The organism is Dactylosporangium roseum (assembly GCF_025264685.1).
Taxonomy (GTDB): Bacteria; Actinomycetota; Actinomycetes; order Mycobacteriales; family Micromonosporaceae; genus Dactylosporangium; species Dactylosporangium roseum.
The window spans coordinates 7,545,572-7,571,098 of the sequence record NZ_CP073721.1 but is presented as its reverse complement, the minus strand read 5'-3'; the positions used below and the strand labels follow the sequence as shown (position 1 = coordinate 7,571,098).

Here is a 25,527-nt window from a genome sequence, read left to right as displayed (position 1 = left end):
CGATCCGACCGACCCCGTCGAGCGGCTGCTCAGTAGACCGACAGATGCACGTGGTTCGTGTGGTCGCTCGACGGATCGCCATTGCCGCCGCTGTAGGCGTGCCAGCCCGCCGCCGGGGTCCACACCTGGCGGAACCAGATGACGTAGAGGACGCCCAGGGCGCTGGCGTTGCGGACGAAGAACGCGGCCAGATTGCCGCCGTAGGTCTTGTCGCCCCCGGTGGCCACGCCGCCGAATCCGTTGCTCTGCGCGGCGAAGTCGCACGCGCGGCCCTTGGGATGTTCATACGGCCCAGACGGCCGGAAGCACGAATAGTAGCGGGTGAATCCCGCGCTTCGTGCCTCCTTGACCGCGTGGATCATCCGCGGCGTGATGCAGCCCGACGTCGTCGGATCGTCGATGATGCAACTCTCCTTCGGCCACGAACCGTCGGCGTTGCGCGGGGCCGGGTTCGCCAGCGGGGAGTTCACGTTGACGTATCCGTTGGCCTTCCCGCCCATCTTGACGAGCGCCTTCTCGGCATCCTGCTTCTTCTTGCCCATGATGTCGGTCTGGGCCTGCTGTTTGGCGACCTCGTCGTCGATGGCCTTCTTCGACGCGTTGAGATCCGCCTCGAGCCGGGTCAGATGGGCGATCTGCCGGTCGTTGTATCGCGCGATGGTGTTCACCATCAGCATGCGGTCCAGGAAATGCTCCGGCCCGTCGGTGGTCATGAGCGCCGCGGTCGTTCGCAGGCCGCCGGTGCGGTACGCCGCGGCGGCGATGACGTTGACGCTCGCGCGGACCGGCTCCATCGCCTTCTGCATCGCGACGACCTGCTCGTCGAGCTCGGCCTGCTTCTTCTTCGAGGCGTCGAGCACCGCCCGGGCGTCGAGCCACTCCCGGTTGGCCTTGTCCAAGGCCTCGCCGAGCGTCATGTTTGCCGAGCCCTCGTCCGGCGGGGCCGTCGGGTCGCCCGGTGCGCCGGATGCGGGCACGGCCCAGGCGCCCACGGTGACGAGCACGGCGATCAGCAGCACTGCGACGCGGCGTCGCGCATTGACCACGATCTGTCCCTTCGCGCGCCGCCTACCGGGTTAGCTGACGGGTTCGGGACGGAACAGTGACCCCTACCGCAGGTGCGGATTCACCCCGGAACTTCGGTTGGTTCCCCGGCTCGGTCGAGACCGACTCGGCGGCGGACTCACTGGCGCCGAGGGGCGCCGCCAGGCGAATCCGTCGCCAGATTACCGAACGGTCGCCTGGTCGCGCAGGACCGAGAACGCGTACGGCTAGTCACGTACGGTAGTGAGCCGGCGGGTGCCCTTGAGTGCCACCCAGCCGAACGTGAGGGCGAGTATGACGGTGGCGATCATTGTAAGGTTTCCCGTCGGCAGCAGCTCGGAGATCTGCTGTGCGAGCGTGCCCAGGCTGACGTAGAGGCCGCCCCACAGCGCCGAACCGATGGCGGCGTTGCGCAGGAACCGGACGTACGGCATCCGGAGCCCGCCCGCGACCAGCGGCACCAGCGTGTTGACGAACGGCAGGAACGGCGCCGTCACCAGGATGCGGCTGCCGCCCTCGCGGACCACCCGGTCGGCGGTTGTCCAGCGCTCCGCGCCGATCCAGTCGCCGAAGCGGCTCGACCGGAGGCGCTCGCCGAGGAGCCGGCCGGCGAGGAAGCTCAGGGACCAGCCGGTCAGGCAGCCGGCGATGATCCACCCGAGGCTGCTGAACGGATCGGTCACGCCCGACGTGGTGAGGATGGCGACGTCCGCCGGGATGAGGATGCCGAGGATCGGCACGGTGTCGAGGAGCATGACCACGCCGAGCGCGAGGCCCAACAAGGGCACCGGCACCGCTTCGAGAAAGGTCATGTGACGAAGCTATGGCCGAGCGTACAAAGCGCACATCAGGGAGTGACCCCGAGCGGACCCCGAGAAGGGTGGCAGGGGTGTCCCGGGGCCGGTGCCCGGCCCGGGCGGCCGCCGTCACCGTCCTATGTGGGCGGTGGACCGCCGGGCGCCACGCCGGCCGGGGGTGCCGGCGCGGCGTGTCTGATTCGGCCGTTGGCGGATGTTTTGCTAGCGTCCCGGCTAGCAAGTGGCTAGCGAAAGTGATCAACAGCGATCGGTGAAGATGTCCGACCGGGTGAAAGACGAGATGGTGCTGGAGTCGACTGGGAAGACGGTGGCGATGCCACCGCGGCGGCCGCGGTTCGAGCGGGTCCAGCTCAACACCCGTGTGCGGGTTGAGATCGAGCAGACCCTGCAGCGGTTCGTCGGCGACCACAACACCACCGTGCAGAGCTCGGTGGATCTGGCGCTGGCCGAGTTCCTCGCGGCACGGGGCTATCCGTTGCCGGCCACGGATGACGGGAGAAGCCGGTGACAACGCCGGGCATTGGCCAACTCGATGCCGACCTGCAACGCACGGTCCGGCGCACGTCCTACATGCGTCAGCTCTTCTACGTGGTGGTCCTGCTGGTCGCCCTGGCCGGGCAGGTCTCCGGTGCCGTCGAGGCCCTCGGCATACCGCTGATCTGGGCGATCCCCGCGGTCGGCGCGCTCGAGCTGGGCGGCATCGTCGTGCTCGCCAACGCCGACGTGCGGCGCCGGCTGGGGGAGCGGGCGATCGCCTCCCGCATCCTGTCGGCGATCATCGCCGCGTTCGCGGTGGCGTTCAACTGGATGGCCCACGACAACAAGCTCCTCGCCGGCTTCTTCGCCGGCATGTCCGCGCTCGGTTACCTCGTCTGGCTCATGCACACCGAGAACCAGCGCCGTGACCGGCTGCGGGCCAAGGGTGACCTGCCGCCCACCACGCCGGCCTACGAGGTCGTCGGGCACTGGGCGCGCCACCCCTGGATGACGCTGCGGGCGAAGAACCTCGCCAAGGCCGACCCCCGCCTGGGGCTCTACGGCTCCCTCGCCGCGGCCCGGGCCGAGAAGCGCAAGGAGCTGCGCACCTCCGCCATCTCGAAGGTCCTGCACCGCAAGATCCGCGCCGCGGTCGACCCGACCACCGCCGACATCGCCGTCGCCGTCTACGACCTCGACGAGATCGCCCACCGGCTCGCCGACGGCGCCGACTACGACGGCCTGACCGCACTCATCGCCGCCGACCTCGCCCCGGCACGCCTCGCGCCGGCCGGTGCCCTGCCGGCACCGGCCGAGCCGGAGCCCGAGCCGCTGCCGGTGATCGACACCCAGGAGCAACTCGCACTGCCCGAGCCGCCGAAGACCGAGCCGGCGCCGGAGCCGTCGTTCTCGCCGCTCGGTGAGCTGCGCGGGGAGATCGAGGGCATCCTGCCGCCGCCCCGCAAGTCGCGGACCCGGCCGACGACCGCGGAGATCGCCGAGGAGCCGACGCTCAGCCCGGCACCGCTGGTGCGGGAAGGGTCACTGCGCAACCAGGTGCACCAGATCCTGCACGAGCACATCCCCGCCGGCGACCAGCGTGACGTGGTCGCACTCACCATGTTCGTCGGCGACCTGCTCGACCTCGACGACGTCGACCGCCTCACCGCCTCCAACTACGTCCGCACCTGGAAGCGTGAGGTCGACGCCGGCCGCCGGGCCGCCGTCAACGGCCGCCACCTCGAGGACGTCATTCCCGCGAAGCGGTAAAACGCGCCTCCCGCCTGCCGATGAGACGTCGGGGAAGGCGGGAGGCGCACATGGCCCGGTTACTCGTGGTGGATGACGAGCAGGACGTCCGTGACCTGATCGTCAAGCGACTGCGGGCCGACGGGCACGACGTGCTCGCCGCCGAAAACGGCAACACCGCGCTCGCCGCCGTCGCCCGGCACGGGCTGCCCGACGCCGTGATCCTGGACGTCGACATGCCCGGCATGGACGGGATCGAACTGCTGCAACGCCTGCGGCGGCACCGTCCCGACCTGCCGGCCATGTTCCTCACCGTCCTCTGGGGCGGCGACGTGGTCGTGCGCGTCGCGGAGACCGGCGCGCTCTACGTGCGGAAACCGTTCACGGCCGAGTCGCTGCGGTCCGGGGTGGAGCGGACCATGCGGAGCAGCGCATGATCCCTACCGCTGCGTGGGCTCTGCTGTACCTGGCGGCGACCCTCGCGGGCCGCCTCACGATCCTGGACAGCACCAGCCTGAGCCTGGTCTGGCCGGCCGCCGGCGTGTCGGTGCTCTGGTTCTCCGCCCAGCGCCGGCGGCGCCTGCGCTGGATCGACCCGATCGCCCTGACCGTGATCACCGTCGTCGTCAACACCGCGACCGGCGCTCCGCTCGCCCTGGCCTGCTGTTTCGTCGTCGCGAACCTGGTGCAGGTCTACGTCTTCCTGGCCGTCTTCCGCCGGCTCTGCCCGCACCTGTGGGGCGCCGGTGGCCACGAGCAGCTCTCCCGCGCCGTCGACCTGTGGCGACTCCTGGTGGTCGCGGGGGGCGCCGCCGCCGCGAGCACGATGATCGGCCCCACGGCGGTGTGGTTCGGCACCGGGCACCTGGCATGGAGCGAGGTCGCCGTCTGGTTCACCCGCAATGTGGTGAGCATCCTGCTCATCGGCGTCGCCGGGATGCGCCTCGGCTACCACCTCACCACCGGCTGGCGGCTCCGCCTCGCTCCTCCGCTGCGCGTCGCCGAGTACGTGGCGCTCGTCGTCTGCTCGGTCACCGCCTACGTCGTCGGGTTCGCCCTCAACCACGGCCTTCCGCTGGCGTTCCCGCTGCTGGCGGTCACGGTCTGGTCCGCGCTGCGGCTGCACACCACCTTCGTCGTCTTCCACGACCTCTGCCTGGGCGCCCTGGCGATCCTGTTCACCCTGAACGGCGATGGCCCGTTCGCCGGGATCACCGCGCACCCGACCCGGGCGCTGGTCGCCCAGGCGTTCGTCGGCATGGTCGCGATCGTCGGGCTGTCCATCGCACTCGGCCGCGACGAACGCGCCGCCCTCCTCGAGCAGTTGACGGCGGCCGGGAAGGCGGCCGCGGCCCAGGCCCACCTGCTGACGACGATCGTGGATTCGATGAGCGATGGTTTGGCGGTGGTACGACCTGACGGCCGCTGGATCATGCGCAACCCCGCCGCCGTGGCCCTGCTGGGCGGGGTGACCAGCGAGAGCGACCACGTCGCCGCATCCGACCGATACGGGCTCTTCCACCCCGACGGCACCCCGCTGCCGCCCGAGGAGATGGCGCACCACCAGGCGCTCGCCGGCCACGCCGTGCGCAACCGCGAGATGCTGGTGCGCAACCCGGGCATCCCGGACGGGCGCGTCGTCAGCGTGAGCGCGACCGCACTGCCGGCCGACGGCCCGGACGACGAGGGCGGCGCCGTGGTGGTCTTCCACGACGTCACGGCGGAGCGGCGGCACCGCGACGAACTGTCCTCCTTCGCCGGCGTGGTCGCGCACGACCTGCTCAACCCGCTGACCACGATCGACGGCTGGGCCGAGGCTCTCGACGACGCGCTGCGGTCGATGCCCGACCACCCGGCGGTGCACGAGGCCGAAGACAGCCTGAGCCGCATCAACCGCGCCTCGGCCCGGATGCGGCACCTCATCAACGACCTGCTCGCCTACGCGACGGCCCGCGACGCGACCATCGCACCGGTCGACGTGGTGCTGCGAGACCTGGTCGTCGACGTCACCACCGCGCGCGGCGACCTGGCCGCCGCGGCCGGCACCCCGCCACCGCAGTTCACGATCGGCCACCTCTTCGACGTACGCGCCGACCCCGTCCTGCTCCGCCAGTTGTTCGACAACCTGATCGGCAACGCGGTGAAGTACACGGCGCCGGGAGTGATCCCGCGGATCACGATATCGTCGGCGTACGATGCGGGCGGCATCGTCCGGGTGGAGATCGTCGACAACGGGATCGGTATTCCGCCCGGCCATCACGATGCCATCTTCACCAACTTTCACCGGGCCCACCGCTCTTCGGGCTACACCGGCACGGGGTTGGGTTTGGCGATCTGCAAGCGAATAGTGGAACGTCACGGCGGCACGATCATGGCCACGGACGACGAGGCCGGCGGCTCCCGCTTCGCTTTCACCCTCCCCTCGGCAACAGTGGCGACCCCACTGTCGGCGGCGCGGCTGGGCGGTTCAGCCTTTGTTTCATGATCATGGAGTCGAGTGGCATGGCGGCGGATTGTGCCGGAGCGCGCCGGTCGGCGATGGCCCGTGCGCGAATTGTTGGTCTTGTCCGAGTTAGCCGAGGGGCTGTTGGGGCTTGACTCCGCGATCTTGACCTCTGGCTGCATGAACGCTCCACGATCATGAAACTGCTCGTCCGGCTCCGGTTGCTCCGGCCGGTGTCCGGCTTGGCGTGTCGTGGGTGTCACGATGAAAAATCGAACGTTCGTTCTTGACGGCCTCGGCAGGGGTGGTCATGCTCAAAAGTGAACGAACGAACGTTCTTTTAGGGAGACTTCCGATGGCCGCACAGCACCCCGAATCCGGGCAGGACGCCCGGTCGCCATGGCCTCGCGTCGGCGCGATCGTGCTCCTCCTGACCGCGCTCCTCAGCGTTATCATGATCGCTTTCGCGTGGCCCGCCACCCGCTCCACCGTGCACGACATCCCGCTCGCCGTCGCGGGCCCGCCGCAGGCGGTCGCGCAGGTCACCCAGCAACTGGAGAGCCGGCGGCCCGGCGCGTTCGACCTGGTCCAGGTCTCCGACACCGCCGCCGCCGAGCGGTTGATCCGCGATCGGGAGGTGTACGGCGCGATCGACCTCTCCACCGGCCGGCCTCACCTGATCATCGCCTCGGCGGCGAGCCCGGCCGTCGCGCAGGCGCTCCAGCAGGTCGCGCAGGGGTTGAACCCGGGCGGGACGGCCGTCGCCGTGCGCGACCTCGTGCCGCTGCCCGCCGACGACCCGCGTGGTGCCGGTCTCGCCGCCGGGGCGCTGCCTCTCGTGTTGGGTGGCATCGTCGCGGCCGGACTGCTGACGAACCTCATCGCCGGTACCGTCCGACGGGTCGCCGGCGCGCTCGCCTTCGCGGTCACCGGTGGCTTCGCCCTCGTCGCCATCCTGCAGTTCTGGCTCGGCTCGATCGAGGGCGACTACTGGGCGAACAGCGGTGTGGTGGCGCTGTCCATCGCGGCGACGGCTCTGACCGTCCTCGGTCTCGAGTCGCTCTTCGGCACCGCCGGCCTGGGCCTGGGCGCGGCCGTCATGATGCTGCTCGGCAACCCGCTGTCCGGCCTGGCGAGCGCGCCGGAGATGCTGCCGGCCGGCTGGGGCGCACTTGGGCAGTACCTGCCGCCGGGCGCGGCCGGGTCGCTGCTGCGCAGTGTGTCGTTCTTCGACGGCGGCGGGGCGACGCCGCACCTGCTCGTGCTGCTCGGCTGGGCGGCGCTGGGGCTGATCCTGGTGGGCGCCGCCGGGCTGCGCAGGTCCCGTCGGCCGGGCCGGGCCGAGGCGCGCGAACTGTCCCCCGTGTAGCGGTGCGGGGCGCCGCGGGCTCACCGGTGGTTGCCCAGGCGCGCCAAGGTCGTGACGGCAACGGAAGAGGGGCGGACGGCGGCGGCTCGCGCGGAGGGCCTTCGCAACGAGCCGCCCCCGTCCTTACTGACGCTCGCTTCGGGGGACCTGGCACAGACTGGTGAGGATCATCGATCAGCTATGCCACTGAGCGAAGCGCCAGCGCTCGGGCGCACAGGTCGCGCGCCCACTGGATACGGTCGAGTGCGACGTCCGGACGATCGCCGAACACTTCCGCCGCTCGGGCGTAGCACTCATCGGCGCCGAGCCGGGCGAGCGTGCTGTCCACGGTCGCGCGGATCGTGGCGTCGTCGAGGTCGCGGGTCGTCGGGGTGTCGGAGACGAACAGTGCCATGCTCAGCACCGGGTCAACCGGGCAAGTCGTCATGGTGGATCACCTGTTCAAGGGGGTGCGGATGTCTAGGTCCACGTTCGCTCGTGGCCGCACCCGCAACCTCGGCGCCAGCGGGATTCCCCTGCTGCGGGTTTCCGTACCCCCTGATACCGGCTGGCCTCCATCATCGTCTCATCCCGTGTCACCCCCCTGGGCGAGGGCCGGCAGCGGCACGGTGATGCTCAGCTTGGTGCCGGCACCCGGACGGCTGGCGATGTGCATGGCGCCACCGAGCGCGGCAACCCGGTCGCCGAGGCCGACCAGGCCGGTGCCGGTCCTCGGGTCGGCGCCGCCGACGCCGTCGTCCTCGATCGACAGCTCCAGCCGCCCGTCGACGATCGACGCTACTACGCTGATGAGCGTGGCCCGAGCGTGCCGGACGGCGTTGGTCAGCGCTTCGGCCACCACGTAGTACACCCCGATCTCCACCTTGGTCTCCAGCCGGTCCGGCAGGTCCACCTTGACCTCCACCGGGACGGGTGAGCGACGGCCCAGCGACTTGATCGCCGGGCCCAGGCCGCCTTCCGAAAGGATCGAGGGATGGATGCCGCGAGCCAGTTCGCGCAGCTCGTCGATCGCCTCCGACAGATCGCTGCCGATCGAGTGGAGGCGCGCACGCAGGCCGCCGGTCGCCTGTGTCTCGGTCGCGCGCAGGGCCAGGAGCAGTGCGATCAGCCGCTGCTGCGTGCCGTCGTGCAGATCGCGCTCGATCCGCCGGCGGCTCTCGTCGGTCGCCGCGACGACGCGGGCCCGCGACGCGGTCAGGTCGGCCCGGGCCTGCGAGGTGGCGATCGCGCTCGCCACCAGGTCGGTGAACTCGGCGGCGCGCCTGGCGTCGTGCTCCGCCAGGGCCTCGGAACGCGTGGAGAGCGCCTTGAGCGCTCCCCAGGCCTTGCCCGCGACGAGGACCGGTGCGCAGATCGCCGACCGGATCGCGATGTCGCCGAACTCGCGGGCCAGGAAGTCGGCGCTCTCGGCCCCTTCCATGCGGATCGGCCGGCCGGATCGCAGCACCCGCCCGGCGATGCCGGTCTCCTTGAGCGGCACCTTGCCGAGCTGGATCCGGTGCGCCGGGTCGTAGCTCCAGCTCGCCACGATGGTGCCGCCGCCGTCGGCTTCGAAGCGGAGCAGGACGGCGGCGTCGGCCCCGAACAGCTTGCCCGCCTCCGCGGTCACCGTGCTGAACACCTTTTCCGGCGGCCTGCCGTGCGCGGCGACGGTCGCCACCCGGCGCAGCGCCGCCTGCTCCGCCGCCACCGTGCTCAGCGTCATCCGGCCGCGCTCCAGCGCGTCGACCATCGAGTTGAACGTGCGCTGCATCCTGCCCACCTCGACGGGAGCGTCGGTCTCGATCCGCACGCCGAGGTCGCCGCCCGCGACCTTGTCGGCGGCGCCGACGAGCCGGTGCAGCGGGCGTACGACCATGACGGCCAGCGAGCGGGTGAGCAGCGCGACCGCGAGCAGCGCCACGGCCAGCCCGCCGACCCCGGCGAAGACCGCCCGCCGCCCGGCCTGGGCCGCCTCGTTGCGCATGTCGTCGACGATCGCCCGCTGGACCACCGTGAACTGGTCGAACTCGTTGCGCAGCTCGGCGATCCGGCGCTGGCCGTCGGCGATGGAGTGCGGGTCGACGTTGGTCGGGTCGGTGCCGTCCTTCGCGATCGCCGGGTCGGCGTAGTTGTTGAGGTAGGCGGTGATGTCGGCGTTGAGCTGGGCCACCCGGGCAGCCTGCGCCGGGTCGCCGGTCACGGCCGCGGCCAGTTCCTGCTGCCGCAAGGGGATCTGTTGCTGCGCGCGGATCCACGGTCGCAGCAGTGACCGGTCGTGGGTGAGGGCGAATCCGCGTCGGCCCGCTTCCACGTCGAGGAGGAGGCGCCCGAGGGTGTTGGCCGCCGACACGGCCCGCTCGGCCTGGGTGACGACGAGGACGGAGCTGCGGAGCTGGTAGACCGAGAAGAGGATCGCGAAGAACGCGGTGCTGATCATGAGTGTGAACACCGCGCAGACCACCCCGAGACGGACGGTCAACCCTCCGCGCATGAGGGGTGTCTACCCACGATCGCGGGGTTATGTTGGATTTGATGACATTCGAGGGGACGGCGGACCCGCTTCGAGTGGTGATCGCCGACGATGACGTCCTGCTGCGCGAAGGGCTTGCGAGCCTGCTCGACCGGCACGGGTTCACCGTGGCCGGCCTGGCTGACGACGGGAACCATCTGCTGGAGCTCGTCGAGAAGACCGAACCGGATCTGGCGATCGTCGACATCCGGATGCCGCCCACACACACCACCGAGGGCCTCGCCGCGGCCCGTGAGATCCGGCTGCGGTTCCCCCGGGTGGCGCTGCTCGTGCTCTCCGCGTTCGTCGAGGTCGAGCACGCCATCGAGTTGCTCGCCAGCGGCGAGCGCATCGGTTACCTGCTCAAGACCCGGGTCACCGACGTCGAGGATTTCCTCGAGACACTGCACCGCGTCCACGACGGCGGGACCGTGGTCGATCCCGCCGTGGTCCAGGAGCTCGTCGCCGCGCACCGCCGCCGCGACCCGCTCGGCGTGTTGAGCCCGCGCGAGCGCGAGGTGCTGGCGCTGATGGCCGAGGGCCGCTCCAACGCGGGTGTCGCCAAGGAGCTGTGGGTCACCGAGGGCACCGTGGAGAAGCACGTCCGCTCGATCCTCACCAAGCTGGACCTGCCCGAGACCGACGACACCCACCGCCGGGTGCTCGCCGTCCTCACATTTCTTGAGGCTGCGTGAGCATCCGGGTGATCGCGCGCCCGGAGAGCTGGTCCTTGGGTAGGAAGCCGATCGCACGGCTGCGCCCCAGCAGCTCGAGGATGTCGTCCGGGGCCAGACTGGAAATCATGATCACCGCGGTCGACTCGATGCGTGCCGCCAGGTCGAAACCGCTCTCCGTGCCGAGGCCGACGTCAACCAGTACGACATCCGGCTCTTGCTCTTCGACGGCCTGCAACGCCTGACCGCTGTCGGCCGCATCGGCGACCACGGAGATGCCCTGCGTCGTGAGGAGCCGTCGTGCACTGGCGCGGAAGCGTTCGGAGTCGTCGACGATGACGCAGCGGATCGCCATGCCTCCACCGTGACAGCTTTGCGGGTGGCTCTGCCTTGCGGCTACCGGGAAAGATCACCCCGCGCACCGACTCCGCGCACCGACCCTGGTGCGTTGATCATGCAGTCGTGGTGCCGAGACACTCCCTGAATGCCCGGTTTGTTAGGCACCACAACTGCAAGATCAACGCGCACCTGGGGTGGTTAGGGGAGGGCTACTACTCGTAGTGCCTGCGTCACTGTCGTGGCCATCTCCGCTCGTGCCGGCCGGAGGTATTTTCGTGGGTCGACCGACGTCTGGACCTGTATCTCCCGGCGGATCGCATTGGTGAATGCGACGTTGAGCGCCGTTCCGATATTGATCTTCACCAGGCCGCTCGCCACCGCCTTGCGCAATTCGTCGTCGCCGACGCCGGACGAGCCGTGCAGCACGAGCGGCACGTCGACGGCCGCGGCGAGGGCCCGCACGAGTTCGTGGTCGAGCCGTGCGTCGCGGGTGGTCATCGCGTGGGAGGACCCGACGGCGACCGCCAGGGCGTCGACCTTCGTTTCCGCCACGTACGCCGACGCCTCGTCCGGGTCGGTCCGTGCGCCCGGCGCGTGGGCGCCGTCCTTGCCGCCCACCTCGCCGAGTTCGCTCTCCACCCACAGCCCCTGCGCGTGCCCACGCCGCACCGCGTCGGCCGTCGCCCGCACATTGTCCACATAGGACATTTTGGAGGCGTCGTACATCGCCGAGCCGAACCCGTTGGCCGCCGCCTGATCGAACAATTCGTCGCTCTCGACGTGGTCGAGGTGCAGGCCCACCGGCACCGACGACAGCTCGGCAACGCTGCGTGCGGCGGCCGCGATCGGCCCGAGCCGGCCGTGGTGGAAGCGGACCGCGTTTTCGCTGATCTGGAGGACGACCGGGCAGCCGGCCGCCTCGGCGCCGGTGACGATCGCCTCGGCGTGCTCGATGGTGATCACGTTGAAAGCGCCCACCCCCACGCCGCGGCGTTGTGCGTCGGCGACGATCTCACCGGTCGGGCTGAACATGCGGTCCTCGCTTCCTCAGGCGGTCGTACTCGTCCAGGTCGACGGCGCCGGCCACCGGTGCGGCGACGGCCGCGGCGGCCAGCGCGGCGGCGTCGGCGAGCAGGGCCGGCCAGGGCGTGCCGTCCCGGAGCCCGCGGGCGATCGCGGCGGCGCACGCGTCGCCGGCTCCGGTCGGGTTGCCCTCGACGATCTCGGGTGGGGCGGCCTCGAAGATGCCTTCCCCGGTGTACGCGATGAGCCCTTCCCGCCCACGGGAGACGACGAGCGTGCCGGTGCGCCCGATCGCCCGCGCCTCCTCGGCGTTGGGTTTCACCACGTCCGGCGCGGCCGCGGTGCCGTGCACCAGCGCTTCACCGCTGGTGTCCAGCACCGTCCGCACACCGTGGCGCTTCGCGGCGGCGATCAGCACGGCGTAGGCGTCCGGGCGCAGGCCCGGCGGGAGCGAGCCGCTGAACACCACGACACTCGCGCCGGCCATGAGCGACTCGTAGTGCTCGGCAAACGCGGACCACTCCGCGCTCGTGACCGTCGGGCCGGGCTCCCACAGCCCGGTCGCGTCCGCACGGTCCACGACGGTGACCGTGCGTCGGGTCTCATCGCCGATGGCGACGAAGGAGCCGGCCAGCCCGGCCGCGTCCACGAGGGTGCGGACGTGGGCGCCCGTCCGGCCGCCGAGCAGGCCGGTGGCGAGCACCGGCTCGCCCAGCGCGTGCAACACGTTCGCGACGTTGAGGCCCTTGCCGCCGGCGCGCTCCGCCACCGCGCCGACCCGGTGGGTGGCGTGCCGGACGAGCTCGTCGACGGTGTACGTGAGGTCCAGCGCCGGGTTGAGCGTCACCGTCACGATCATGGTCGTCGGCGGCTTCAGCGCAGGATGACGGAGCGCGTCAGCAGGCGCGGCCGGTCCGGGTCGAGACCCTTGTGCGCGGCGAGCGCCACGGCGAAGCGCTGGGCCAGGACGAGCTGCGCCAGCGGGTCACGGTCGTCGCGGTAGGGGGTGGCTCCGGCGCCGCGCACCGTGTCGTCGAGCTCCGCCGGGGTGTCACCGAACGACCACACGAGGCTCTTCGTGCCGGCGACGGCGACCGGCCCGTGGCGGTAGTCCATCGCCGGGTACGACTCCGACCAGGCCTGCGCCGCCTCGCGGACCTTCAGCGCGGCCTCGTGTGCCAGGCCGACGGTCCAGCCGGTGCCGAGGAAGACCAGGTGTTCGATCCCGGCGGGGTCGGCCGGCAGCGGTGCCCGCAGCGCGGCCGCACCGTCGGCGACGAGGTGGCCGAGGTCCGCGCCGAAGGCCGCCCGGACCATCGCCAGCAGCGTCGTCGGGAAGCGGGTCTGCACGACACTGCGCTCGTCGGCGAAGTCGAGCAGAATGCGTTCGTCGACCAGGTCGTCGACCGGCTGCCCGGCGACCGCCGTGACGGCGACCTTGTGCGCGTCGACCCGCTGGAGGGCGTCGAGCACCTCGGTGGACGTGCCCGATCGGGTGAGCGCGACGACCCGGTCATAGCGGCGCCGGGGAACGAACTCGGAGGCGCAGACGGCGTCGGTCTCCCCGAGCCCCGCCGCCTCACGCAGCTCGGCGACGCACTGCGCCATGAACCACGACGTGCCGCAGCCGAGCACGAGCATCCGCTCGCCGGGCGCGGCGAGGGCGGCGCGGCCCACATCCGCAAGGGCGATGCCCTGCTGCCAGACGTCGGGCTGACTTTCGATCTCCCGGAAGGTATCCGCCATGCGGCCACCATCGCGCGTTCGAGCAGCCGACACAAGATAAGTTGTCCAAGTGAGCATTTCAGACTGCGCGTTTGAGCGTTTCGCCGGCCGGGCGCCTGTCGCGGTGCCCGCGCCGCCCGCGACGGCGTCCGTGTCTGAGCCGTCCGTCCCCGGCACCGCCCGAGCCGATCGGATGCTCGTTTCGGCCGTTGTCTCGACCGCCGCCGGTGCCGTGCCCACCGTGGCGACCGCTGCCGGGTCCGGGACGGTGTAGCGGTGGGCTCCCGCCGCCGTGCCGACCGGGTGTCGGCCATCCTGGAGCGGGTGTCGGGCGACGGCACCATCGACGTCGGGGAGCTTGCGCTGCGGTTCGGGGTGTCCGCCGCCACCATCCGCCGTGATCTGCAGGCCCTCGAGGACCAGAAGCTGCTGTCCCGCACGCACGGCGGCGCGGTGGCCCTCGACGCTTCGTCCGAGCTGCCGGTGCGCTACCGCGTGGGCCACCACCGTGAGGCGAAGACCGCGATCGCCCGCAAGGCCGCGGCGCTGCTGCCCAAGGGGCCGCTGACCCTCGGAATGACCGGCGGGACCACGACCCACCTGCTGGCCCGTCTGCTCGCCGAACGGGTCGACCTGACCGTCGTGACCAACGCGGTGAACATCGCCGCCGAGCTGGCGCTGCGTCCCAGACTGAAGCTGATCATGACCGGCGGCGTCACCCGTACCCAGTCCTACGAGCTCGTCGGCCCGATCGCCGACCGCACGCTGACCGGCCTGAACATGCAGGTCGCGGTCGTCGGTGTGGACGGTGTCTCGGCCCGGGGCGGCCTGACGACCCACGACGAGATCGAGGCCCACACCAACGCGACGATGATCCGCCGCGCCGACCGAGTGCTGGTGGTCGCCGACGGCTCGAAGATCGGCCGCAACTGCCTGGCCGCCATCTGCCCGATCACCGACGTCGCCGCGCTGGTGACCGACCCGACGGCCGACCCCGCCGGGGTGGCCGCGATCCGCGAGGCAGGCGTCGAGGTGGTAGTGACCGACTGAATGCTGCCCACCAGCCGCCCCCCTCCTCGCCGATCTTGCAGTTGTGGTGCCGTGACACTCCCTGAATGCCCGGTTTGTCAGGCACCACAACTGCAAGATCGACGCACTCTGTCGCGACGCGCTCCAGCGTGACTTGATCTGCTGACGACGCTCGGAAATCCGACAGCCGATATCGTTCTCCAGGGGTCTGAACAGCCGTTATCGTGACCGCGTGACGCGGCTCGACTTCCGGATCCTTGGACCGCTCGAGGTACGGACGCCGAGTGGAACGACCCTGGACCTCGGCGCCCGCAAGCAACGCGCCGTGCTCGCCCTCCTGCTGCTGGAGCCCGGCCGGGTCGTGTCGCTGGACCGGATCGTCCACGGGCTGTGGGCCGGTGACGTGCCGTCGAGCGCGACCGGCACCCTTCAGGCGTACGTCTCCCAGTTGCGTCGGGTCCTCGAGCCGGGCCGGCCGCCCCGGACCCCGCCCGCGGTGCTGGTGACCCGCGACCCCGGATACCTGCTCGCGATCGACGGCGACCAGGTCGACTCGGTCCGTTTCAGCCGCGGCGTCGAGGAGGCCCGCAGACACCTCGCCGCGGGTGCGTTCGACGAGGCCGAGCGGGCGCTCACCGCCACGCTGTCCGAATGGCGGGGCGCGCCGCTGGCCGACTTCGCCGACGAGGAGTTCGCCGCGGCGGTCGCGGCCCAGTTCGGTGAGCTGTACGACAGCGCCGTCGAGGAACTGGTGGAGGTACAACTCGCCACCGGACGCAACGCCGCCGCGGTGACCACCGCGCAGAGCCTGCTCGACCGGCACCCGTTCCGGGAGCGGTCGTGGGGCCAGTTGATGCTCGCGCTGTACCGCGAGGGGCGCCAGGCCGACGCGCTGGCCGCGTTCCGCCGCGCCCGGACGGTGCTCGACGAGGAGTTGGGCCTGCCGCCCGGACCGGAACTGCAAGCGCTGGAGGTGGCGATCCTGCGCCACGACCCGGCGCTCGGGCTGGGGCTGCCGCACGTGCCGGCCGTCGTCGCGCCGCCGCCGCCCGACGGTCCGCGCCGGCAGCCCACCGCCGGGGCGCCGTCCCTCGTCGGCCGGCTGGGCGAGGAGGGGCTCATCAGGGACCGGATCGACCGGGCGGGCCACGGCCAGGGCGGTGTCGCGCTCGTCGTGGGGGAGGCCGGCCTCGGCAAGACCCTGCTGGCCGAGTGGGCCGCCGTGACGGCCGGCGCGAACGGGTTCGCGACCGCCTGGAGCCGATGCGTCGAGGCCAGCGCCACGCCGGCCTTCTGGCCCTGGGCGCAGGTCCTGCGGGCACTGCCGGAGACCGGGCACCGGCAACACCTGCTCGACGTGCTGGCGGGCCGCGGCGAGAGCCCCTGGCGCCGGGAGGATCCGGACACCGCCCTGTTCCACCTGCACGAGGCCGTGGCGGAGACCCTGCGGAAGGCCGCCGCCGAGCGTCCCCTGCTGATCGTCATCGACGATCTGCACGTCGCCGACGCCTCCTCGCTGCAACTCCTCGCCCACCTCGCGCCGATGCTGCACCGGGTGCCGATCCTGCTGATCGCGACGCTGCGGCCGGAGGCCGCCGACGCCGACCCGGCGCTGCGCGAGACGCTTGCGCTGCTCGCCAACGAGCGCGGCGCCGAGCGGCTGCGACTCGGCTCGTTCACCGCCGCCGACATCGCCGACTACCTCGCGGGCGCCGGTGGCGAGCCGCGCTCCGAGGTGGTGCTGGCCCTGCTGGAGCGCACCGGCGGCAACCCGTTCTACCTCAAGGAACTGCTGCGCCTGCTGGCCAGCGAGCACCCCGGCGGCTGGGGCAGCGCGCAGGCCGTCGCCGAGACGGGTGTGCCCGAGAGCGTCCGCGACGTCATCTCGCGCCGGGTGTCCCGCCTGCCCGACGAGACCCGGACGATGCTGCACACCGCCGCGGTCATCGGCCGCGACGTGGGCCTGCTCCTGTTGGAGGCGAGCACCGGCCAGGAGAACGAGGCCGTGATGTCGGCGCTGGAGCCGGCCGTTGTCGCGGGCCTGCTCACCGAGGTGCCTGGCCGCTGGGACTACCGCTTCGCGCACGCGATCGTGCGCGACACCGTATACGGCGGGCTGAGCCGCCTGCAGCGGGCCCGGCTGCACAAGCGGGTGGGCGAGGCGATCGAGTCCTTCGACCGCACCGACGACCCCGACCAGCTCAACCTGCTCGTACACCACTTCACGATGGCCGCGCCGCTGGGTGTCGCGGACCGTGCGGTGCGCTACGCACGCCGGGCCGCCGAGCTGGCGATGGCGCAGCTTGCGTACGACCAGGCCGCCCGCTACCTCGAATCCGCGCTCGGTGCCCTCGACCCGACCCGGCCGGGTGCCGCCGCCACCCGGTGCCGCCTGCTCGTCAAGCTGGGCGTCGCGCGCCGGGCCGCCGGTGACGTGGCCGGCACGCGGGTCGTGCTCGACGAGGCGCTGACGCTCGCCACGCAACTCGGCGACGACGAGCTGGCGGTGGACGCGGCGACGCTGTTCGGCGGGGTGACGCTGTGGACCTGGCGGCCGTACCTCGTGGTCGACGAGCGCATGATCGGCATCCTGCGCGCCCAACTGAGCCGCCTGGACCCCTCCGACCTGCACCGCCGGGCGGTACTGCTGGGCACGCTCGCCGTCGAGCTGTACCACAGCCCGGAGCGCCCCGACGGCGAGGCGCACGCGGAGGAGGCGGTCGCGCTGGCACGGCGGACCGGCGACCGCGAACTGCTCGTCCGGACGCTCAACAACTACTGGAACGTCGCCTGGGTCCCGCAGCGCGAGCAGCGGCGCCGCGAGATCGTCGACGAGCTGCTCACCATCGACCCGCTGCCGCCCACGATCGAGGTGACCGCGCGGGTGCACCGGATGATGAACGCGATGACGGCCGGGGACGTCGTCGGGTTCGACGCCGACCTGGCGCGCTCCCGCCGCCTCATGGAAGGCATCCGGACGACGGTCCTCGGCGCCCAGGTGGCCTACGCGCGTGCCGGGCGGAGCATGCTCGACGGCCGCTGGGACGAGGGCGAGCGGCTCGTCGAGGAGGCGTTCGCCCTGCAGGAGCACACCAGCCTGTGGGGCGCGCCGTGGATCCGCCTCGTGCTGCTCTACACCAGCCGGCGCTTCCAGGGCCGGCACGCCGAGCTGCGCGACGAGCTCGTCCGCCGCGCCGACGAGCCGCAGCTAGAGCTGCTGCGCCCGACCGCCGTCCTGGCCGCGTGCGAGTCCGGCGACGAGCCGCTCGCCCGGGAGCTGCTCGGCCGCTGGGGCTCCGCCCGCGAGATGCTGTGGGGCTGGAACTTCGTGGCGTTCGAGTGGGGCCTGGTGGCGGCCAGGCTCGGCACGCCGGACCCGCGGGAGTTGTACGACGAGATCCTGCCCTTCGCCGACCAGTGGTCCACGCTCGGCAGCTCCTGCGCGACGTGGGGCTCCATGCACTTCGTCCTCGCCGAACTGGCCGCCCGGCTCGGCGACACCGGCGCGGCCGCCGCACATGCCGAGACAGCGCTGGCGCTGCACCGTGATATCGGCGCCGCCCACCTGGTGGCGGCCAGTGCCGCACAGGTCGCTCTACTAGCCGAGCTCAAGTCCTGACCAACTGGATCACAAGCGGGCTCCCGCACCGTGATGCCAACGGCGTCCTGGACAGTGGGACGCCCGGCTGATTGGATTTCTCATGACCATGTCCTTGGCCGACCGCTCCGCCGCGACGCGGAGCGTGCCCGAGCTCGCCGCCGCCGTACAAGGCCCGGTGCTGCTGCCCGGCGACGACGGCTACACCGCCGAGGCCGCCGCGTGGAACGTGGCGACGCAGCACCGGCCGCTGGTGATCGTCGGCGCGACCGGCACCGATGACGTCGCCGCGGCCGTGCGTTGGGCCGGCCGTCACGGGCTCGCCGTCGCGGTGCAGGCGACCGGCCACGGCGCGGTGCGGCCCGCCGAGGACTGTGTCCTCATCACGACGAACCGCATGCAGGACGTCACCGTCGACCCGGTCGCGCGGACCGCCCGCGCCGCCGCCGGGGTCCGCTGGGCGAGCGTGATCAACGCCACCGCGCCGCACGGCCTGGCGCCGCTCAACGGGTCCTCGTCGCAGGTGGGCGTCGTCGGCTACACGGTGGGCGGCGGCATCGGACCGCTGGGCCGCCGCTTCGGCTTCGCGGCCGACCACGTCCGGTCGGTCGAGATCGTTACCGCCGACGGTGTCGTGCGCACCGTCGACGCCGAACACGAGAGCGACCTCTTCTGGGCCGTGCGCGGCGGCAAGGGCAATTTCGGGATCGTCACGGCGATCGAGTTCGGCCTGTTCGAGGTGCCGGCCTTTTTCGGCGGCGGCATCTACTTCCCGGCGGCTCACGCCGCCGAGGTGCTGCACGCGTTCCGCCAGTGGGCGCCCGGCCTGCCGGAGGAGATGACCACGTCGGTGGCGCTGCTGCGGCTCCCGCCGCTGCCGGAGTTGCCGGAGCCGCTGCGTGGGGCGTTCGTCGCCCACCTGCGAGTGGCTTATCAGGGCAGCGTCGAGGAGGGCACCCGGTTGATTGCCCCGATGCGGGCGGTCGCTCCGGCGCTCATCGACGGTGTCGGCGAGCTGCCCTACACGGCCGTCGACGCCGTCCACCAGGACCCGGTCGACCCGATGCCCTCCCACGAGTGCGGGGCGCTGCTCGGCGACCTCTCCGCAGGCACCGTCGACCGGATTCTCGCCGTTGCCGGCCCGCAGGTGGACCTGCCGTTGGTCATGGTGGAGCTGCGGCTGCTGGGCGGCGCCTTCTCCCGGCCCGCCGCGGTGCCGAACGCGGTCAGCGGCCGAGGCGCTGCGTACTCCCTGTTCGTCATCGGCCTCGGCCTGCCCGACCTGCGGCCGGCGGTGGACGCCGGCATGAATGCGGTGTTGGCCGCCGCCGGCGACGACGTCGTGCCCGGTGGCCTGATGAACCTCTCCGGCTCCGCCGGCCCGGAGGCGCTGCTGGCCAACTGGTCCCCGGCCGACCGTGACCGCCTCCTGCGGGTCAAGCGCTCGTACGACCCGACCAACGTGTTCTCGACGAACCAGGCGATCATCGCGTGAGCCGGCGAGGAGACTCCCCGAAGTCCAGGTAACCCCGTCCGTGCCGCAGCGGCGTTTCGGACGCCGACGCTGCTGCGCACGGCCCCTGTTGACCGGTGACCGGCGGCACAGCTAGCGACGAGCGTGACGCAGCGCCGCCACAGCGAACGACACGGCGACGCCCGCGAGGCCCAGCCCGGCGACGACGACCGGGCTCGGGCCTCGCGGCTCGCCGTGGTCGCGGAGCGCATCCATGACGTCCAGCGCCGACAGATTATTGATCATCAGATACCACAGGATGGTGTAGACCGCCTGGAACACCCGCGGCGTGCCGGTCACCGTGCCGAGTGTCAACGCCAGCGCCGGGATGAACAGCGCACCGCCCGCCCAGGCCAGCAGGCCCGCCGCGTCACCGACGACCGCCATCCGCACCGCCGCGCCGGCACCGGTCAGCGCGGCGAGCGCCACCCCGGCGGCCCACTCGGCGAGCAGACGCCCGCGCGTGGCCGGACAGGCGGCGAGGATCGCGGCCACGCCCGACGTCGTGTGCTGCGTGCCCAGCCGCGACCACAGCAGGACCGGCCAGATCCAGACGGCTGCGAGCATCAGCCCGGGCGGCACCGCCACGCTCGCCACCGCGAGCAGCCCGGCGCCCAGCCACCACCACAACGGCGTGCCCTGCAGCAGGATTTGCAGCTCGCCCTGGAAGAGCCGGACCCCGGTCACACCAGACGACGGCACCGTTCGCGGCAGCCCACGGTAGACCGTCCGCGGCTCCGGCCCGCTCTGGACGCTCCTGCCGCTCGCCGCCGGTCGGTCGAACCGGTGAAACCACAGGGCCGGCAGCAACGCCAGCCCGACGGCGAGCGCCGTCAGGGCCAGCCGGCCGCCGACGAACGGCGCCGTCAGCGGCAGGCCCGACCACTCGAACGTTCGCAGTGGCGTGTCGACGAGCATCAGCCCCAGCCCCGGCGCCTCCGGTGCGGGGGAGCGGCCCGCCAGGTCCGCCGCCATCGACGCGGTCACGTGCGCCATGCCGATCCCGCCCAATGGCGCGTCCGGCGACTGACCGGCGAGCGCGCCCGCCATCCAGACGAAGCACCACAGCACGTTGCCGAACCCGCCGCGCAGCACTGGCGTCGTCTCGAACAGAATCGCCGCCGCGGCCGTGACGGCGAGCATCGGCAGCGACAGGAGCACGAACGGGGTCAGCAGCCCGGCCGGGTCGACCGCCCGGGACTCGCCCCGCAGCAACTGCAGCGCCAGCGCGGTGGCCGCCAGGACCGCCGCCATCGAGCCGAGCAGCAGCAGGTTGCTCAGGAACTTGCCGGCCATATACACACCGGAACGCAGTGGCGTCGCGGCCAGCAGCCGCCCCACACCGGTCCGCTCGTCCCGCGTGACGGCGTCCCGGGCCAGATAGAAGCCGACGAACGTGAGCCACAGCGCGCTCGTCAACGCGGTGACCAGGCCGACGTATGCGCTGGTGTAGACGCCCCGATATCCACCGGCGTCCAGCACCACCCAGTGCGCGTCCCGCGCCGGCACCGCCAGCCACCCCAGGCCGATCGCCGACAGGAGCATCAAGGCATACGCCGGGCGCCGCACCCGCTCGCGGAAGTCGGCCAGCGCCAGGCCCCACAGCGCCGTCACCGGTGCACCACACCCAGGTAGGCATCCTCCAGATCCGGCGGTGCGGGAACCGCGTCCGGCAGCGGGCGAGCCGTCGCGAGCACACGCAACCGCACGCCGTCGGCGGTGCGCACCAGGCGCGTCGTCAGCAACCGTTGCTGGATGCCGGCCGCGGCCTCAGGGGGCACCACCACCTCCCAGACATGACCGGCGACGGTCCGCAACAGATCCTCGGGGCGCCCGTCGAGCCGCACCCGACCGTCCTTGATCACCGCGATCCGGGTCGCGACAGACTCGATGTCGGACACGATGTGCGTCGACAGCAGCACGACCCGGTCCGCGGCGAGATCACTAAGCAGGTTGCGGAACCGGACCCGCTCCTCGGGATCGAGGCCCGCCGTCGGCTCGTCGACGATGACGACCCGCGGATCGGCGAGCAGCGCCTGCGCGATGCCGACGCGGCGCAGCATGCCGCCCGAGAAGCCGCCGAGCGGCCGCCGCGCGGCATGGGTGAGGTTCACCAGCTCGAGCAGCTCGTCGATGCGGGACCTCGCGGAACGGCTCGAAAGCCCTTTCACCGCGGCCAGATAGGCCAGGAACTCGCGGGCCGTCAGGTTTGGATAGACACCGAAGTCCTGCGGCAGATAACCGAGCGCGCGGCGCAGCGCGCCCGGGCGGGCGACCGCGTCGGCGCCGTCGAAGCGCACCTGCCCGCCCGTCGGCCGCGTGACCGTCGCGGCGATGCGCAGCAGCGACGACTTGCCGGCCCCGTTCGGACCGAGCAGCCCCAGCAGACCGGGCCCGAGACGCAGCGTGAGGCCGTCGACGGCGCGCTTCTGCCCCTTGTAGACCTTCGTGATGTCGAGCAGTTCGAGCATGCCCTCAAGCGTCGTGGGATTCGGATGCCCGCACATCTGCCGAACGGCAGAGATCGCACGTCACCCGCCAGCCGTCCTCGTGCGGCCCGGCGTGCAGCGAACCGCCGAGCGCGCCGACCCGCTCGGCCAGCCCTGCCAGCCCGGTGCCGCCGCCGGGGCGCGGCCGCCGCGGGCCACCGCCCCCACTGTCCACAATGGTCAGCAGCCCGGTCCGGTCCAGGGACACGACGACCGTCGTCGCCTTCGGCGCGTGCCGCCGGACGTTGGTCAGTGCTTCGACGACCACGTGATACGCGGCGGTGCCGGCCTCGGGGCTCAACGTCACGTCCGGCGCCATCCGAAGCGTGGCGCGGGCCGGGCCGGTGGCGTCGAAGCGGGCCACCACCTCGGGCAGGTCCCCGAGCCCGTGGACCCGCAGCGGCGCCTGCTCGTCGGCGCCGCGCAGCGTCCGCACCATGTTGTCCATCGCGTCGAGCGCCCGCAGGCCGGCCGCCTCGATCCGGGCGAGCGCGTCCGGGTCGCCGGCCACCTGGGCGGCCTGCGCCTGCACCACGATGCCGGTCACCTCGTGGGCCACCAGGTCGTGCAGGTCCCGGGCAAGGTCCAGCCGCTGCGCACGGCGCGCCCGCTCCTCCGCTCGGAGCCGTCGCTGGTCACCGGCGCGCAGACGGAGACCGGCGCCTGTGGCACACATCCCGACGAAGAACGTGGTGGCGACCAGCAGCACCGACGCCTCGAACCGGTTGGTCGGCACGTGGAGGGTCACCCGCAGCGGCAGAGCGACGATCGCGAGGCCGACGGCCGCCGCCTCGATCACGGTCCCGCGACGGGTGACACGCACCTGCAGTACCGCCAAAGCCGCCAACTCGACCGGGAACCACAACGCCGCCGGTGCGGGCGGCCCACGGTGAGCGGCGTCCACCACCAGCGACAACAGCACCGCGGGCAGGGCGAGCCGAGGCATGACGGCAGTGGCGACCGCGCCGACCGCGGCCAGACTGGCGAGGATGCCCGACGGCCCGGTCACCGGCAGCGCGCACAGCGCCGCGAGCGCCGCGAGCACCACCAGGAGCCACTTCCTGAGGTGTTTCACGTGGCCACATTTCCGCTGTCCCAGGCCCAGACGGCGATCCCCACCCGATTGCGGACGCCGAGCTTGCGCTGGACGGCGGCGATGTGGGTCTTCACCGTCCCTGCGGAGATGAACAGCTCCGCCCCGATCTCCGCGTTGGTGCGCCCCGCGCCGACGTGTGCGGCCACCTCCAGCTCACGCTCGGTGAGCGGCTCCGGCACTGGCGCCCGCGGCGGGCGGGGCGCGGTGACGTGCTTGAGCAGCCGCACGGTGATCGAAGGGCTGATCAGGCTGTCCCCGGCGACGGCGGCCCGAACCGCCTCCACGAGCAGCGCCGATCCGGACCGTTTCAACAGGAACCCGGAGGCGCCGTCGCGGAGGGCAGGATAGACGTATTCGTCGAGGTCGAAGGTGGTGACCACGACCACTTTGGTCGGTCCGCCGGCCAGGTGCCGGGTGAGGGCGAGCCCGTCCATCCGCGGCATCCGGATGTCGACGAGCGCGACGTCGGGCACGAGCTCCGTCGCTTGTTCGAGCGCTTGAACCCCGTCGGCGGCCTCGCCGACAACGTCGATGTCGGGCGCTGCGGTGAGGATCCGGCGCAGTCCGTCCCGCACGATGTCCTGGTCGTCGGCGATCAGCACCCGGATACTCACCGCACCGAGCCTACGCACCCGGTTCTGGTGCGCATCTGCCGAACGGCAGACTTCGGCGCCGCGCAGGAGCTCGATTCAGGTCCGAGTGATGTTGTTGTTGGCGGCCCGCCTGTACGACCTGTGGCACGGATGAGCACTAGAGTCCACATGCCGGTGGCCGCCAAGCGGGCCGGACGCGGCTGGCTCAGGTGCCAGGTGCGTGGTAGTCGACGGTCTTCTGGACGGCTTGGTCGATCTCAGCCGGGGTCAGCAGCGCTACGGTCTTGGCGGTGGCTCCACCGGACGCGCCGATCGCGAGAGCGACGGCGGCGGCCGACTTGTTGTCCGGCAGTTCGCAGATCACGTGCGTGTCGGGCTCCCCGAAACTGAAGTCGAACGACTCGAGTCGCCCGCCGACACTTTCGGCCATTTTCCGGACCGCCTCGACTCGTCCGCTGCCCCCATCCTTGAACAGCCCGCGGAATCCGTCGGGCGTGTAGGTCGCCTCGATAAGGAATCTGGACATCGAGATCACCCCCTCAAGACCGAGCGTAGTCGCGGGAGGGCTGCCCCGCCGAACGGCTCGAACGGCAAGGAATCCGGAGTGCTCGCCTTCGTCGGCCAGACGCCGGCCCGGACGGCCCGGTACGGGCTCGGCCACGCCGAGATCGTTGAGGCCACCAGCGCGCACCGTCGTCAACCGGGATGAGCTACGCGACCCGGCGCCGACAGTCACGGCACGGTCAGGACGACTTTGCCGCGGACATGCCCGGTCTGCACCTCGCGATGCGCGAGGTGGGCTTCGGTCAGGGGGAACATCGCGTGGATCGGGAGCTGTAACCGGATTGGGACTGCGACAGACGCCCGAAGCTCAGGCCAGCGCTGACATGCGTCCTCGCGGTTCGTGCTCCAAGGCCATAGCACGCACTCCGCACGGCGGTGTTGGTCGTCGGGTCTGGCCCCACCGGCTTGCCTGAATCGTATTACGTCGAGATGCTGGACGTAATACACCCGGCGGGATGGCAGATGCCGCCGGTCAAGGTCCTGTTGGTCCAGTGGGACACCAACACCACCTACCTCGGCGTCACGGATACGGGCCGCAAGGTGACCGTGGCGTTCGTCTGTACGAGCATCGCGACCAAGTCGCTGGCGAAGAGGTCAGATCCGATCGGTGGTGTCGGTCCGGTTCGGTCGCGGCGAACTCGACAGCATCATTGCCGCAGCGACCGCAGCCGGCCAGCCGTTGTCGACGTACGTACGCAACGCCGCGCTCGCGACGTCAGCGGCGATAGACGTCGAGGCGGCGCGGCGTGAGTTGCGCACGGCAACAAGGGCGCTCGACGAACTGCGCCGGCGGCTGGGCTCCACCGCGTGACTGCCGGTGGGCGCCCACGCAAGGGGCGGTAGCTCACGGCGCACGCTGGGAGAGATCCAGAAGACGATCTTGCCCCTGAGTCCACCCGATCGGCTGAAACGGCGGTGGCGGCGGCTTCGTTCCGGTCCTTCACAGCGCTCAGGTCTCGCTATCCCGGGTGGGAACCGCAGCGTTGTCCTGGCC

At 71.7% G+C, this 25,527-nt stretch carries 24 protein-coding genes and 1 riboswitch; of the genes, 10 read left to right on the top strand and 14 right to left on the bottom strand.

Annotated elements, in window-relative coordinates; all coding sequences use genetic code 11:
- Positions 1 to 29: 29 nt before the first annotated feature.
- A complete protein-coding gene (locus Drose_RS35560) occupies positions 30 to 1,046 on the bottom strand; it encodes a coiled-coil domain-containing protein (RefSeq protein WP_260725589.1) in 1,017 nt (338 codons plus the stop codon).
- A 4-nt stretch (positions 1,047 to 1,050) separates the two neighbouring features.
- A riboswitch (cyclic di-AMP (ydaO/yuaA leader) is annotated at positions 1,051 to 1,187 on the bottom strand.
- Positions 1,188 to 1,271: 84 nt separating this feature from the next.
- Positions 1,272 to 1,856, bottom strand: a complete 585-nt coding sequence (locus Drose_RS35555; protein ID WP_260725588.1) for a DedA family protein — start codon at positions 1,854 to 1,856, stop codon at positions 1,272 to 1,274.
- A 262-nt stretch (positions 1,857 to 2,118) separates the two neighbouring features.
- Between Drose_RS35555 and Drose_RS35550 the strand changes: the two genes are divergently transcribed.
- The 5 genes from Drose_RS35550 to Drose_RS35530 all read left to right on the top strand — a co-directional run bounded on the left by Drose_RS35550 (position 2,119) and on the right by Drose_RS35530 (position 7,399).
- Positions 2,119 to 2,370, top strand: a complete 252-nt coding sequence (locus Drose_RS35550; protein WP_260725587.1) for a hypothetical protein — start codon at positions 2,119 to 2,121, stop codon at positions 2,368 to 2,370.
- On the top strand, positions 2,367 to 3,608 hold the full coding sequence (locus tag Drose_RS35545; protein WP_260725586.1) for a hypothetical protein: 1,242 nt from the start codon (positions 2,367 to 2,369) through the stop codon (positions 3,606 to 3,608). Before Drose_RS35550 ends, Drose_RS35545 begins: the two co-directional genes overlap by 4 nt.
- A gap of 50 nt (positions 3,609 to 3,658) precedes the next feature.
- Complete coding sequence (locus Drose_RS35540) at positions 3,659 to 4,024, top strand: response regulator (protein WP_260725585.1); 366 nt, start codon at positions 3,659 to 3,661, stop codon at positions 4,022 to 4,024.
- Positions 4,021 to 6,072, top strand: a complete 2,052-nt coding sequence (locus Drose_RS35535; protein WP_260725584.1) for an ATP-binding protein — start codon at positions 4,021 to 4,023, stop codon at positions 6,070 to 6,072. Before Drose_RS35540 ends, Drose_RS35535 begins: the two co-directional genes overlap by 4 nt.
- Before the next feature lie 313 nt (positions 6,073 to 6,385).
- Entirely contained in the window at positions 6,386 to 7,399 is a 1,014-nt protein-coding gene (locus tag Drose_RS35530) for an ABC transporter permease (RefSeq protein WP_260725583.1), read from the top strand.
- 178 nt (positions 7,400 to 7,577) lie between these two features.
- Here Drose_RS35530 and Drose_RS35525 read toward each other — a convergent pair whose 3' ends face one another.
- Positions 7,578 to 7,826: a hypothetical protein gene (locus Drose_RS35525; protein ID WP_260725582.1), complete on the bottom strand. Its 249-nt coding sequence runs from the start codon at positions 7,824 to 7,826 to the stop codon at positions 7,578 to 7,580.
- 138 nt (positions 7,827 to 7,964) lie between these two features.
- Positions 7,965 to 9,872: a CHASE3 domain-containing protein gene (locus tag Drose_RS35520; RefSeq protein ID WP_260725581.1), complete on the bottom strand. Its 1,908-nt coding sequence runs from the start codon at positions 9,870 to 9,872 to the stop codon at positions 7,965 to 7,967.
- 41 nt (positions 9,873 to 9,913) lie between these two features.
- Between Drose_RS35520 and Drose_RS35515 the strand changes: the two genes are divergently transcribed.
- Entirely contained in the window at positions 9,914 to 10,585 is a 672-nt protein-coding gene (locus tag Drose_RS35515; RefSeq protein WP_260725580.1) for a response regulator, read from the top strand.
- Here the strand turns inward: Drose_RS35515 and Drose_RS35510 are convergent.
- From Drose_RS35510 to Drose_RS35495, 4 genes are all read right to left on the bottom strand, one after another.
- A complete protein-coding gene (locus Drose_RS35510) occupies positions 10,563 to 10,919 on the bottom strand; it encodes a response regulator (protein ID WP_260725579.1) in 357 nt (118 codons plus the stop codon). The two genes, Drose_RS35515 and Drose_RS35510, sit on opposite strands and share 23 nt — an antisense overlap.
- A gap of 182 nt (positions 10,920 to 11,101) precedes the next feature.
- Complete coding sequence (locus tag Drose_RS35505; RefSeq protein WP_260725578.1) at positions 11,102 to 11,935, bottom strand: class II fructose-bisphosphate aldolase; 834 nt, start codon at positions 11,933 to 11,935, stop codon at positions 11,102 to 11,104.
- The gene (locus tag Drose_RS35500; protein WP_260725577.1) at positions 11,916 to 12,773 is read right to left on the bottom strand and encodes a 1-phosphofructokinase family hexose kinase; all 858 of its coding nucleotides are present in this window, start codon (positions 12,771 to 12,773) and stop codon (positions 11,916 to 11,918) included. The genes Drose_RS35505 and Drose_RS35500 overlap by 20 nt, the downstream gene beginning before the upstream one ends.
- Before the next feature lie 26 nt (positions 12,774 to 12,799).
- Complete coding sequence (locus tag Drose_RS35495; RefSeq protein WP_260725576.1) at positions 12,800 to 13,672, bottom strand: SIS domain-containing protein; 873 nt, start codon at positions 13,670 to 13,672, stop codon at positions 12,800 to 12,802.
- Between the two features lie 255 nt (positions 13,673 to 13,927).
- Here Drose_RS35495 and Drose_RS35490 point away from each other — a divergent pair, with 255 nt between their 5' ends.
- The 3 genes from Drose_RS35490 (at position 13,928) to Drose_RS35480 (ending at position 19,773) form a co-directional block, all read left to right on the top strand.
- On the top strand, positions 13,928 to 14,701 hold the full coding sequence (locus Drose_RS35490) for a DeoR/GlpR family DNA-binding transcription regulator (RefSeq protein WP_260725575.1): 774 nt from the start codon (positions 13,928 to 13,930) through the stop codon (positions 14,699 to 14,701).
- Positions 14,702 to 14,912: 211 nt separating this feature from the next.
- Positions 14,913 to 18,299 carry a BTAD domain-containing putative transcriptional regulator gene (locus Drose_RS35485; protein WP_260725574.1) on the top strand — a complete coding sequence of 1,129 codons (3,387 nt, stop codon included), beginning with the start codon at positions 14,913 to 14,915 and terminating at the stop codon, positions 18,297 to 18,299.
- An 82-nt stretch (positions 18,300 to 18,381) separates the two neighbouring features.
- A complete protein-coding gene (locus Drose_RS35480) occupies positions 18,382 to 19,773 on the top strand; it encodes an FAD-binding oxidoreductase (RefSeq protein ID WP_260725573.1) in 1,392 nt (463 codons plus the stop codon).
- A gap of 111 nt (positions 19,774 to 19,884) precedes the next feature.
- Here the strand turns inward: Drose_RS35480 and Drose_RS35475 are convergent, their stop codons facing one another.
- From Drose_RS35475 to Drose_RS39255, 6 genes are all read right to left on the bottom strand, one after another.
- Complete coding sequence (locus tag Drose_RS35475) at positions 19,885 to 21,405, bottom strand: hypothetical protein (RefSeq protein WP_260725572.1); 1,521 nt, start codon at positions 21,403 to 21,405, stop codon at positions 19,885 to 19,887.
- Complete coding sequence (locus tag Drose_RS35470; RefSeq protein WP_260725571.1) at positions 21,402 to 22,262, bottom strand: ATP-binding cassette domain-containing protein; 861 nt, start codon at positions 22,260 to 22,262, stop codon at positions 21,402 to 21,404. The genes Drose_RS35475 and Drose_RS35470 overlap by 4 nt, the downstream gene beginning before the upstream one ends.
- 4 nt (positions 22,263 to 22,266) lie before the next feature.
- Entirely contained in the window at positions 22,267 to 23,355 is a 1,089-nt protein-coding gene (locus tag Drose_RS35465; RefSeq protein ID WP_260725570.1) for a sensor histidine kinase, read from the bottom strand.
- Positions 23,352 to 23,990, bottom strand: a complete 639-nt coding sequence (locus tag Drose_RS35460; RefSeq protein WP_260725569.1) for a response regulator — start codon at positions 23,988 to 23,990, stop codon at positions 23,352 to 23,354. The genes Drose_RS35465 and Drose_RS35460 overlap by 4 nt, the downstream gene beginning before the upstream one ends.
- A gap of 184 nt (positions 23,991 to 24,174) precedes the next feature.
- The gene (locus Drose_RS35455) at positions 24,175 to 24,660 is read right to left on the bottom strand and encodes a GYD domain-containing protein (RefSeq protein ID WP_260729930.1); all 486 of its coding nucleotides are present in this window, start codon (positions 24,658 to 24,660) and stop codon (positions 24,175 to 24,177) included.
- Between the two features lie 41 nt (positions 24,661 to 24,701).
- Complete coding sequence (locus Drose_RS39255; protein ID WP_390891474.1) at positions 24,702 to 24,788, bottom strand: hypothetical protein; 87 nt, start codon at positions 24,786 to 24,788, stop codon at positions 24,702 to 24,704.
- A gap of 352 nt (positions 24,789 to 25,140) precedes the next feature.
- Between Drose_RS39255 and Drose_RS35450 the strand changes: the two genes are divergently transcribed.
- Complete coding sequence (locus Drose_RS35450; RefSeq protein ID WP_260725568.1) at positions 25,141 to 25,344, top strand: hypothetical protein; 204 nt, start codon at positions 25,141 to 25,143, stop codon at positions 25,342 to 25,344.
- Positions 25,345 to 25,527 lie beyond the last annotated feature (183 nt).